Source organism: Actinomycetospora lutea (assembly GCF_028737205.1).
Classification (GTDB): Bacteria; Actinomycetota; Actinomycetes; order Mycobacteriales; family Pseudonocardiaceae; genus Actinomycetospora; species Actinomycetospora lutea.
In genome coordinates this window covers 193266-204048 of the sequence record NZ_JAQZAL010000009.1, presented here as the reverse complement: position 1 = coordinate 204048, position 10783 = coordinate 193266, and the positions used below count along the sequence as shown (strand labels likewise).

12 protein-coding genes are annotated in these 10783 nt (G+C 74.5%); 6 read left to right on the top strand and 6 right to left on the bottom strand.

The features are described 5' to 3' along the window. Nucleotides 1-87 precede the first annotated feature (87 nt). Nucleotides 88-1038 carry a helix-turn-helix transcriptional regulator gene (locus tag PHK61_RS12540; protein WP_274281308.1) on the bottom strand — a complete coding sequence of 317 codons (951 nt, stop codon included), beginning with the start codon at nucleotides 1036-1038 and terminating at the stop codon, nucleotides 88-90. Nucleotides 1039-1188: 150 nt separating this feature from the next. Between PHK61_RS12540 and PHK61_RS12535 the strand changes: the two genes are divergently transcribed. The 5 genes from PHK61_RS12535 (at nucleotide 1189) to PHK61_RS12515 (ending at nucleotide 4850) form a co-directional block, all read left to right on the top strand. Further along, on the top strand, nucleotides 1189-1521 hold the full coding sequence (locus PHK61_RS12535) for a DMT family transporter (protein ID WP_274281307.1): 333 nt from the start codon (nucleotides 1189-1191) through the stop codon (nucleotides 1519-1521). Next, on the top strand, nucleotides 1518-2087 hold the full coding sequence (locus PHK61_RS12530; RefSeq protein ID WP_274281306.1) for a TetR/AcrR family transcriptional regulator: 570 nt from the start codon (nucleotides 1518-1520) through the stop codon (nucleotides 2085-2087). Before PHK61_RS12535 ends, PHK61_RS12530 begins: the two co-directional genes overlap by 4 nt. A gap of 94 nt (nucleotides 2088-2181) precedes the next feature. Further along, a complete protein-coding gene (locus PHK61_RS12525; protein ID WP_274281305.1) occupies nucleotides 2182-2382 on the top strand; it encodes a hypothetical protein in 201 nt (66 codons plus the stop codon). 130 nt (nucleotides 2383-2512) lie between these two features. Continuing rightward, on the top strand, nucleotides 2513-3322 hold the full coding sequence (locus tag PHK61_RS12520; protein ID WP_274281304.1) for a hypothetical protein: 810 nt from the start codon (nucleotides 2513-2515) through the stop codon (nucleotides 3320-3322). A 10-nt stretch (nucleotides 3323-3332) separates the two neighbouring features. After that, nucleotides 3333-4850: a CoA-acylating methylmalonate-semialdehyde dehydrogenase gene (locus PHK61_RS12515; protein ID WP_420791387.1), complete on the top strand. Its 1518-nt coding sequence runs from the start codon at nucleotides 3333-3335 to the stop codon at nucleotides 4848-4850. 6 nt (nucleotides 4851-4856) lie between these two features. Here PHK61_RS12515 and PHK61_RS12510 read toward each other — a convergent pair whose 3' ends face one another. Genes PHK61_RS12510 through PHK61_RS12490 form a run of 5 tightly spaced genes read right to left on the bottom strand, consistent with a single transcriptional unit; the run spans nucleotide 4857 to nucleotide 8774 of the window. Further along, nucleotides 4857-5201 (bottom strand): hypothetical protein, encoded by a 345-nt coding sequence (locus PHK61_RS12510; RefSeq protein WP_274281303.1) that lies wholly within the window; start codon nucleotides 5199-5201, stop codon nucleotides 4857-4859. Between the two features lie 40 nt (nucleotides 5202-5241). Further along, nucleotides 5242-5916 (bottom strand): MBL fold metallo-hydrolase, encoded by a 675-nt coding sequence (locus PHK61_RS12505; protein WP_274281302.1) that lies wholly within the window; start codon nucleotides 5914-5916, stop codon nucleotides 5242-5244. A gap of 13 nt (nucleotides 5917-5929) precedes the next feature. After that, the gene (locus PHK61_RS12500; protein ID WP_274281301.1) at nucleotides 5930-6577 is read right to left on the bottom strand and encodes a Dph6-related ATP pyrophosphatase; all 648 of its coding nucleotides are present in this window, start codon (nucleotides 6575-6577) and stop codon (nucleotides 5930-5932) included. Between the two features lie 2 nt (nucleotides 6578-6579). Beyond that, nucleotides 6580-8118 (bottom strand): class I adenylate-forming enzyme family protein, encoded by a 1539-nt coding sequence (locus PHK61_RS12495; protein ID WP_274281300.1) that lies wholly within the window; start codon nucleotides 8116-8118, stop codon nucleotides 6580-6582. A gap of 5 nt (nucleotides 8119-8123) precedes the next feature. Further along, nucleotides 8124-8774 (bottom strand): nitroreductase family protein, encoded by a 651-nt coding sequence (locus PHK61_RS12490; RefSeq protein ID WP_274281299.1) that lies wholly within the window; start codon nucleotides 8772-8774, stop codon nucleotides 8124-8126. A 137-nt stretch (nucleotides 8775-8911) separates the two neighbouring features. On the opposite strand from PHK61_RS12490, the gene PHK61_RS12485 reads away from it, so the two are divergent. Beyond that, the gene (locus PHK61_RS12485; RefSeq protein WP_274281298.1) at nucleotides 8912-10783 is read left to right on the top strand and encodes a flavin-containing monooxygenase; all 1872 of its coding nucleotides are present in this window, start codon (nucleotides 8912-8914) and stop codon (nucleotides 10781-10783) included.

Sequence of the window (10783 nt, the reverse complement as noted above, 5' to 3'; positions counted from 1 at the left end):
GGCGTTCGGCACTGTGACGGTGCGGGCGGGGCGGGATGTTCCCCGGGGAGCAGGGGAATCTCTCCGCGAGCCGGCGACTACGCGGCGTCAGAGCCGCAGCGTCGCGCTCGGCGAGCGCCCGTAGTGCTCGCGGTAGATCACCGAGAAGCGGCCCGGGTGCCCGAAGCCCCAGCGCGCGGCGATCGCCTCGACGCGGTCGCCGCGCGTGGGGTCGCCGGCGAGCAGGTCGCGGTGGGCGCTCTCGAGGCGCACGCGGCGCAGGTACTCCAGCGGCGTGGTGTCGCGGTGGCGGCGGAACGCCAGCTGCAGCGACCGCGCGCCGATCCGGGCCGCGTCGGCGATCTCGGTCAGCCCGATGTCCTCGTGGGCGTGGGAGTCCATGAACTCCACCGCGCGGCGCACGGTCGCGGGCTCTGCCTGGCCGCCCTCGCGCGCGGTCGGGTCCGTCAGCAGCTCGAGGGCGGTGTTCGGGAACGTGGTGACCAGGGTCGTCGCGAGGTGCCGCAGGGTGTTGGCCCGGACCAGCGGCGCGTCCATCAGGACGTCCGAGGTCAGGATGTCGTCGTGCACGTGGGTGCACAGCCGGCACCAGTGGGCGGCGAGCGCGAGCGACACGGGCGCCGCCGAGGTGAACGCGACCGCCTCGGGCTCGAGCCCCGAGAGCTCGGCGGCGACCCGGACGACCTCGTCGTGGTCGAGCACCGCGGTCTGCACGGTGACGTCCTGCCAGCCCGTGCCGTACTCCGACCAGGTCGGGGTGAGCTTGAGCGTCCCGCCGACCACGCCCGAGCCGTCGTCGACGTGGTGGGGCCCGCCCGCGAGGCTCTGCACGACCACGAACGCGGCCGGGGGGTCGCAGTGCGCGCGCACGGGCCCGGAGTGGCGCAGCCGCCCGACCCCGAACAGGTCGGTCGCCGCCACCTCGGTCCAGAACGTGAACCCCGCCGGATCGACCCGCTGGGGCCGGAAGGCCGTGTACGTGTCCCGCAGGTACTGGTTCGCGGCCTCGGGGTCGTCGCTCGCCCACTGGTACCGCATGACCGGCTCCGGTCGGCTCCCGCCCGCCATTCTCACGCTCCCTATCCGATCGTGCGCGATCGATTATGTACGACCGGTCTCGATCGGGCGACGGTGACGTGTCCTGACGTAGAATCCTGGGCAGATGACCTGTTTTTCGGAAGGGCGGCCATGGCCTACGTGCTCCTCGCGCTGGCGATCGCGACCGAGGTGGTCGCGACCGTCTCGCTGAAGCTCTCCGAGGGCTTCACGCGGCTGGTGCCGTCGATCGTCGTGGTGGTCGGCTACCTCGCGGCGTTCGGGCTGCTCTCGCAGGCGCTGGCCCGCGGCCTCGGCATCAGCGTCGCCTACGGCATCTGGGCGGCCGCGGGCGTCGCGCTCGCCGCGATGGCGGGGGCGACGTTCCTCGGCGAGTCGCTGACGTGGGTGCAGGTCGGCGGCATCGCCCTGGTCATCGCCGGCGTGCTCGCCCTCGAGCTCGGCGCGCACAGCACGCCGGCATGAGCGGCCCGGGCGCCGCGGGGTCCGACGGGTCCGACGGGCGCCGCCGCAAGGGCGAGGAGCGCCGCCGGCTGCTGCGCGAGGCCACGATGCGCGTCATCGGCCGGGGCGGGGTGGCCGCGGTGACCCAGCGGGCCGTCGCCGCCGAGGCGGGGATGACGCCGAGCCTCGTCAGCTACCACTTCCCCACCGTCGACGGGCTGCTCTCGGCGACGCTCGCCGCGGTCAACGACGACTGGGTCGCCGCCCTGGCGCGCTGCGCCGGGCACGACGACCCCCTGCCGGCCCTCGCCGGGCTCGTCGCCGCCGGCGCGATCGACCCGACGCGCACCGTCGACGCCGAGTACGAGCTGTTCCTGCAGGCGGGCCGGCGCCCTGCGCTGCGCGACGAGTGGGTCCGCTGGACACGGGCGCTCGACGCCGTGCTCGCGCCCGTCGTCGCCGACCCCCGGCGCCGCGCGGCGGTGGCCGCCGCCGTCGACGGGCTCTTCCTGCGCTGCTGGTGCGACCCCGCCCCGTGGAGCGCCGCCGACGTCGAGGCGGTCCTGCGCGCGCTCGTGCCGGGCTGAAGATCTGCGGGTCTGGTGCGCCCCCGGGGCGCCCGCTACGGTCGGTGGTCACCGGTGGCCCGTCCGGGCGAGCCCGAACACCGCGGATGCGACGATGAAGAAGCTCGCCGAGCTCCTGGTCTGTTTCCTGCACCCCGTGGCCGTGGTGCTCGTGTGGCTCAACCTCGTGGTGCGCCCGGAGCTCAGCGGGACGGCGAAGATCGTGTGGGCGGTGCTGGCCCTGGTGCCGGTCGTGCCCTTCGTCTACGTGCTCACCGGTGGCGAGCTGTGGGAGGGCAAGAAGTCCACGGTGTGAGCGTCGCTCTCCGGATCACCCGGAGGTGTGGCGGGGGTGGGCCGGATCTCCTACGGTCGGGACGACCGCGGTCGAGAAGACTGCCGCGACGCCCCTCGATCGCCGATGACCTGTCCGTGCAGGAGCGTGCATGCTCGAGCGTTGCGGAACGCTGTCGGGCGCCCACCTCGCCGACGCCCTCGGGTTTCCGCCGCCGGACGACGCCGCCTGGGCCCGCGTCGTCGACGGCGGCGTCGAGAGCGTCGAGCTGAAGGTCCTGCTCACCCCGCAGCCCGGGTCGACGGTCCACCTGGCCGGGCGGCACGGGCGTGTCCGGACCCGCCGCCTGCACCTGGTCGACACGCCCGACCTCGGGCTCGCCCACCTCGGCGTGCACGTGCGCCTGCGCGACCGGGGCCGCGACCGCTGGGACCTGACGGTGCGCGTCCGCGGCGAGGACCCCGTGCCGGGCGGCATGCCGCCCGCCGGGTCGCGCATCGAGCTCGACATGCTGCCGGGCCTCGTCCACCGCAGCACCGAGGTGCGCACGGCGCTGGAGGGCGAGCGCGCGCTCGACGTCCGTGACGGCCGCGTGCCCGTGCAGAAGATCCTCACCGCGGACCAGGAGGAGCTGCTCCGGGGCGCGGCGGGCGAGCTCGCGAGCGACGAACTGGGCGTCTTCGGCCCGCTCGTGATCGAGCGCGCCTCCGTGCCGCGCCCGCGCTGCGGGATCGCCCACGCCCGCCACGAGCGCTTCCGGTTCCCCGGCGGCCGCGTGCTGGAGGAGTTCTCCGCGCGCTGCGCGCCCGCCGACGCGCGGCGCACCGCCGAGGCCGTGGCGGTCTTCCTCGCCGCGCACGGGCTCGCGCCGGCGCCGCCGCACCGCACGAAGACCACCATGTGGACCGAGCAGCTGCGCCGGGCCCGGCTGCGGTGGGCCGGGACGTCCCCGGGCGCCTAGCCTCCTGGGCGTGACGGGGATACTCCAGCACTGGGCCGGCGGCGCGGCCCTGAAGTCGACCACCGAGCGCTTCGGCGAGGTGACCGACCCGGCGACCGGGCAGGTCACCCGCCGGGTCGTGCTCGCGACCGAGGCGGACGTCGACGCCGTCGTGGGGGCGGCCCGCGAGGCGTTCCCCGGCTGGCGGGACACCTCGCTGGCCCGGCGCACCCAGATTCTCTTCGCGTTCCGTGAGCTGCTCAACGCCCGCGCGGAGGAGCTCGCGGAGATCATCACCGCCGAGCACGGCAAGGTGCTGTCCGACGCGGCCGGCGAGGTCGCCCGCGGGCAGGAGGTCGTGGAGTTCGCCTGCGGCATCTCGCACCTGCTCAAGGGTTCGGCCACCGAGAACGCCTCGACGGGCATCGACGTGTCCTCGATCCGCCAGCCCCTCGGGGTCGTCGGGATCATCAGCCCGTTCAACTTCCCGGCCATGGTGCCGATGTGGTTCTTCCCGATCGCGATCGCGGCAGGCAACACCGTGGTGCTCAAGCCCTCGGAGAAGGTCCCCTCGGCCGCGCAGTGGCTCGCCGAGCTGTGGCGCGAGGCCGGGCTGCCCGACGGGGTGTTCAACGTGCTGCACGGCGACAGGATCGCCGTGGACGGGCTGCTCACCCACCCCGAGGTCCGGAGCATCAGCTTCGTGGGCTCGACGCCGATCGCGCGGTACGTCTACGAGACCGGCACCGCGCACGGCAAGCGCGTGCAGGCCCTGGGCGGCGCGAAGAACCACGCCGTGGTGCTGCCCGACGCCGACCTCGACATGGCCGCCGACCAGGCGATCAACGCCGGGTTCGGGTCGGCGGGCGAGCGGTGCATGGCGATCTCGGCGGTCGTGGCGGTGGGGTCGGCCGGCGACCCGCTGGTGGAGAAGATCCGCGAGCGGGCCGAGGGCCTGCGCACCGGCGACGGGCGGCGTGGGGCGGACATGGGCCCGCTGGTCTCCCGCGCCGCCCAGGAACGCGTGTCGTCCTACGTCGACGCCGGCGCGGCCGCCGGGGCCACGCTGGTGGTGGACGGCCGCGGGGTGACCCCCGACGCCGATGGCGAGGGCTTCTTCGTCGGGCCGACGCTGTTCGACCACGTCACCACCGACATGTCGATCTACACCGACGAGATCTTCGGGCCGGTGCTCTCGGTGATCCGTGTGGACACCTACGAGCAGGCCGTGGCGCTGATCAACGCCAACCCCTACGGCAACGGCACCGCGATCTTCACCAACGACGGCGGCGCCGCGCGGCGCTTCCAGTACGAGGTGGAGGTCGGGATGATCGGCATCAACGTGCCGGTGCCCGTGCCCACCGCGTACTACAGCTTCGGCGGCTGGGGGAGCTCGCTGTTCGGCGACACCCATGCCCACGGCACCGAGGGCGTGCACTTCTTCACCCGCGGCAAGGTGGTCACCTCCCGGTGGATCGACCCCGCTCGACGCGGCCCGTCCGGCGTCGCCGGCGGCGAGCTCGACCTCGGGTTCCCCCGCAACGTCTGAGGGCGATCAGCGCGCCGCCGGGTGCCACCGCCGGACCGCTTCGTAGACCAGCACGCCGCCCGCCGCGACCGGGAGGTCGACCACGCCGAGCACCAGCAGCGCCGCCCCGCCGAGGTAGACCGGGGTGCGGTGGGGGAGCACGCGACGCACCACACCCGCGGCGTCCGACGCGACCGCCACGACGGAGTCGGTGACCCCGCGGGCGGGGACCGGCGGCGTGGGGCGCGCGACGCGCTCCGGCGGGCCGGTCGGGGGCACGCTCCCGTTGTCCTTGATCGGGGTGTCCGGGGCCGTCAGCGCGGTCGCGACCGGGTCCTCCCGGGGCTTCTTGTCCTTCTGGTCCTTCGCCATCGATCGACGCTACGCCGAACGAGGGCGACGGACAGCGGTCTCACGGCCCGACCGCCCGGGCCCATCGGTCCGCCGAGGCCACCGGCCGGCCGTGCAGGGCGACGACGAGGTCCGGGCGCAGGGCGGCCAGGCGGCGCCGGGACGCGACCGCGGCGCCGGGGTCGTCGTGCAGGCCCCGGGGCAGCGGGAGCCACCGCGGCGAGCGCGGGTCGCCCGACACGTTCACCGGGCCGTCGCCGACGATGAGCACCCGGTCCTCCGCCCGCCACAGGGCGAGGGTGCCGGGGCTGTGCCCGGGCACGCTGAGCACCGTGAACCCGGCGACGCGGTCGCCCTCGGCGAGGCGCCGGTCCACCCGCCGGCGCTCGCGGGCCAGCGGGGCGAGCACCGCGCGGCCGAGTCGCCCGGAGTGCGTGTCGAGCCGCCCGTCCTCGAACCGGCCCGCGTCGGCAGCGCCCATCGCCAGCGGCGCGCCGGTCTGCCGGCACAGCCAGGCGGACGCGCCGACGTGGTCGCCGTGCGCGTGGGTCACGGCGTGCTCGGCGACGTGGCGGCCCCGCAGCAGGACCGCGAGACGCCGCGCGGACCAGGGGAACCCCGCGTCGACGACGACGTCGCCGTCGGGGCCCTCGAGCAGCACGGTGTTCAGGAGCGCGGCGGGGGCGAGGGCGCCGAGGTGCACGCCGTCGGCGACCTCGGTGAAGCGGGCGGCCATGCACGGGAGCGTGTCAGAAGGTCGCCACGACGAACCCGTCGCGCTCGGCCGTGCCGGTGACCGGCGCGTCCACCGGGTGCGCGAACCCCGGCCCGTCGGTGACGAGCGTGTGGAACTCGCCGTTCTCCCCGCACGGGTCGACGCCCGCGGGGAGGTCGGCCAGCAGCGCGGCGTCCCACGCCCGGCCGACGAGCGAGGCGGAGACCCGGGAGGGGTCGACGCATACGACCGTCGCCCGCACCCCGGCGCCGAGCATCTCCCGCGCGAGCCGGTCCGTGGGCCGCTCCCACAGCGGGAAGCGCGCGGCGATCCCGGTGCCGGCCAGCACCTGCTCGCGGTAGGCCCGGATGTCGGCGAGGAACAGGTCGCCGTAGAGGACCTCGGTCGCCCCCAGGCGCCTCCACGCGGCGCGCACCCGCTCCTCGTACACGTCGTTCGGGCACGGCGAGGGCAGCGCCGCGGTCTCGAGCGGCAGGCCGAGCGCGGCGGCCTGGGCGTGCACGAGCGCGGCCGGGACGTGGCTCGCCACCACGAGCCCCTCGCCGTCGACCGTCGTGTGCAGCCCGGCCACCGGCACCGTCTCGCGGGCCACGGCCAGCGCGAACGCCCCGTCCTTGCCGCCCGACCAGCTCATCCAGGTCTGCCCCGCCGGCTCGGTCACGGTCAGGCCGGCGCCGCGTCCCGCAGCCGGCGCTTGAGGACCTTGCCCTGCGGGTCGACGGGGAGCTCGTCGACGAGGTGCACGGCCTTGGGCACCTTGTAGGTCGCCAGCACGGCCCTGCAGTGGGCCACCAGCTCGTCGCCGGTCAGCGCGTGGCCCGGCCGGACGACGACGAACACGGTCACGGCCTCCGACCAGTACGGGTCGGGCATGCCCACCACGGCGGCGCGCTCGACGGCCGGGTGGCCGTGGACGACGCGCTCGACCTCCTGCGACGACACGTTCATCCCGCCCGACTTGATCATGTCCTTGACGCGGTCGTGGAAGAACAGGTTGCCCTCGGCGTCGACGCGGACCATGTCGCCGGTGCGGACCCAGCCGCCCCGGAAGACCTGGTCCGTGCGCTCCGGGTCGTCGAGGTAGCCGAGCATCGCCGACGGCGTGCGGCAGATCAGCTCGCCGATCTCGGCGTCGCGGTCGTCGGCGTCCACGACGCGGATCTCGAGGTGGGTGACGGGCTTGCCGATCCACGTCGGGTCGCCGCCGGGGACGTCGTCGAGCGTGCGGAAGAAGCCGACCGTGCCGAGCTGCGACAGCTCCGACTGGCCCCAGTAGGTGCCCCACAGCACGTCGGGCGCGGCCGCGGACCAGGCGTCGACTACGTGCGGCGGGATCTGCCCGCCGTAGGTCATGCACCGCCGGACCTGCCCGACCGTCTCGGGCCCGAACGCACCCTGCGCGGCGAGGGCGATGTAGAAGGTCGGGGTCTGGGCGATCACCGTGACCCGCTCGCGGCCGATCACCTGCACCGCGGTGGCCGGATCGGCGGTCGCGGGCAGGACGAGCGTGGCGCCCATCAGCGTCAGGCTGGTCATCGACCCGAGCCCGGCGATGGTGTGGAACGGCATGACGAACAGCCAGGTGTCCGCCGGCCCGGTCTGCAGGCCCCACCCCCAGGCGGGCGCGGTGGACGCGAGGTAGTTGCGGTGGGGGATGAGCACGCCCTTGGGCGCGGCCTCGGTGCCCGAGGTGTAGACGATGAGGGCGACGTCGTTCTCGTCGAGCTCGACCTCCGGCTCGTCGGCGCGCTGCCCGGCCAGCAGCGCGTCGACCTCCGGGCCGTAGTGGAGCCGCGCGGCGCCCTCGGGGAGGACCGCGGCGAAGGCGTCGTCGACGAGCACGAGCCCGGCGCGGCTGTGGTCGAGCTGGTGGGCGACCTCCGCCTCGCGGTAGAGCGGGTTGATCCCCGTGAACGCGGCGCCGATCTTCAGGGCGCCGTAGTAGGCGGCGACCACGTCGACGCTGTTGCGCGCCATCGACGCGATCCGCCCGCCCCGACCGATGCCGCGCGCGGCGAACAGTGCCGCGAAGCGGTTGGCCCGCTCGTCGAGCGCGCCGTAGGTCGTCTCGGTGCGCGTGCCGTCTCCCGTGTAGGCGATGAACGCGACCTTGTGCGGCTGGGTGCGGGCGTGGCGGCGCAGCTGGTCGCCGATCGTGGCCCGGCCGAGCAGGGTCCGGTGGTGCGGGGCGAGGTCGGCCACGGGGCTCAGACCCCGGCGCCGGCGAAGTAGGGCGAGCCGTAGGTCTCGCCCGAGACGATGTCCTCGACCGGGGACCGCGTGAGCTTGCGCGGGAAGCCCTTGGCCGGGTAGCCGATCGCGACGTGCGCGGCGGTGAGCACGCCGTCGGGGAGCTCCAGCAGCTCGCGGACCTGCGGCTCGTGGTGGCACAGCAGGGTCGTCACCGCGGAGCCGACGCCCTGGTCGCGCAGCGCCAGGCAGAAGTTCTGGACCGTCGGGTAGATCGACGCCCCGCCGACGACGGAGAACCGGTCGAGCTCCAGGTCGGTCGGGTGCAGCCCGTCGATCTCGGCGCACACGACGACGATGGCCGGGGCCTGCGCCAGGTGCTCGGCGAAGTGGTCGGCGTCCTGCACGGTCTTCGGCAGCGCGCCGACGTTGACCGTGCCGTCGCCGATCGCGCCGAGGTAGGACTTCCACAGCGGCAGGTAGAGGTCGGCGAGGGCCTGCTTGCGGGCGGGGTCGCGCACGACGACCCAGCGCACCGGCTGGCGGTTGCCGCCCTGCGGACCGAAGCGTGCGGCGTCGAACGCCCGGTACAGCACGTCGTCCGGGACCGCGTCGTCCGTGAAGTACCGGCAGGTCCCCACCGTGCGCATCGCGTCGGTCAGCTCCATCGCCGCCACCTGCCTATCGATCGTTAGGTTTCTCGTCGGCGATCGTGGTGTGGGCCACTCGGGCTGTCAAGACGCGCCGTGATGGACGAGCGACAGGGTGGATCGTTAACCTAACCGCGGACAGGGAAGGGGATCGCATGTCGCTCGCCCGCGCGCTCGAGCACGCCAACCTGCCCGCGCTCGTGCCGGTGCTGGTGCAGCTCACCGGCGACCGGCGCTGGTTCGACGAGCCCTACCGACCCACCCGCAGCCGCGGCATGGAGAACAACGACGGCGGCGGCTTCCCCGACGAGGTCGCGGCCGAGATCCGGCAGGCCGTGCTCGACGCCGTCCTCGCTCACGAGGCGGGCGCCCCGGTCGCGATCCCGGCCCCGACCGGCGAGCTGCTCACCGAGCTGCTGACCCTCGCCAACGGCGAGCCGACGCCGCCGGAGTACGCCGACATGCTCGCCGAGGATCTCGGCTTCGTCCCGCAGCCGGCGCCGAGCGTGCCCGCCGGCGCCGACATCGACGTCGTGGTGATCGGCGCCGGGGTCTCCGGGATGCTCGCCGCGATCAAGCTGCGCGAGGCCGGCGTCGAGCACGTCGTGCTGGAGAAGAACACCGAGGTCGGCGGCGGCTGGTGGGAGAACACCTACCCGGGCGCCGGCGTCGACACCCCCAGCCACCTGTACTCGTTCTCGTTCGCCCCCCGCGACTGGAGCACCCACTTCGGCAAGCGCGACGAGGTCGAGCAGTACCTGCGCGAGGTCGCCGACGCCCACGACGTGCGCCGGGCGATCCGCTTCGGCACCGAGGTCGTCGCGGCCGAGTACGACGAGGGCGCCGCCGTGTGGCGCGTGCGCACGGCCGACGGCGAGGTCGTCACCGCGCGCGTCCTCATCAGCGCGACCGGGGCGCTCAACCGGCCCAGGATGCCCGCGATCCCGGGCCTCGAGAGCTTCGAGGGGCGCCTGTTCCACACCGCGCAGTGGCCCGAGGATCTCGACCTCGCCGGGCAGCGCGTGGCCGTCGTCGGCGCCGGGGCCAGCGCGATGCAGGTCGTGCCGGCCATCGCCGGCACCCCGGAGCGCGTCACCGTCTACCAGCGCTCGCCGCAGTGGATCGCCCCCAACGACGTCTACTTCGCGCCCATCGACGCCGCCGTGCACCACCTCATGGGACGGGTGCCGTTCTACCGCGCGTGGTACCGCGCGCGGCTGGCCTGGAACTTCAACGACCGGGTGCACCCGACGCTGCAGGTCGACCCGGAGTGGGAGCACCCGGCGCGCTCGGTGAACGCGGTGAACGACGCGCACCGCCGCGTGTTCACCCGCTACCTCTCCGCGGAGCTCGACGGGCGCCCCGACCTGGTCGCGAAGGCGCTGCCCGACTACCCGCCCTTCGGCAAGCGGATGCTGCTCGACAACGGGTGGTACCGCGCGCTGCGCCGCGACGACGTCGAGCTGGTCGCCGAGGGCGTCGCCGCGGTCACCCCCACCGGACTGCGCGGCGACGGCGGCACCGAGACCCCCGCCGACGTGATCGTCATGGCCACCGGCTTCCACACCCACCGCTACCTGTGGCCGATCGACATCCGCGGTCGCGACGGCGCGGGCCTCGCCGACGTGTGGGGTCCGGAGGACGCGCGCGCCCACCTCGGGATCACCGTGCCGGGCTTCCCGAACCTGTTCATCACCTGCGGGCCGGGCACCGTGCTCGGCCACGGCGGCAGCTACATCACGATCGCCGAGTGCCAGGTGCGCTACATCGTCGACCTGCTCGCGGCGATGGCCCGCGAGGACCTGCGGGCGGTGGAGGTGCGCCCCGAGGTCGAGCGCGAGTACACCCGCCGCCACGACGAGGCGCACGCCCGGATGCTCTGGACCCACCCCGGGATGACCAACTGGTACCGCAACGCCGCCGGGCGGGTCGTCTCGACGATGCCCTGGCGCATCGTCGACTACTGGCGCATGACCCACGAGGCGGACCTCGCCGACTACCTCGTCGAACCCCGCACGGAGCACTGA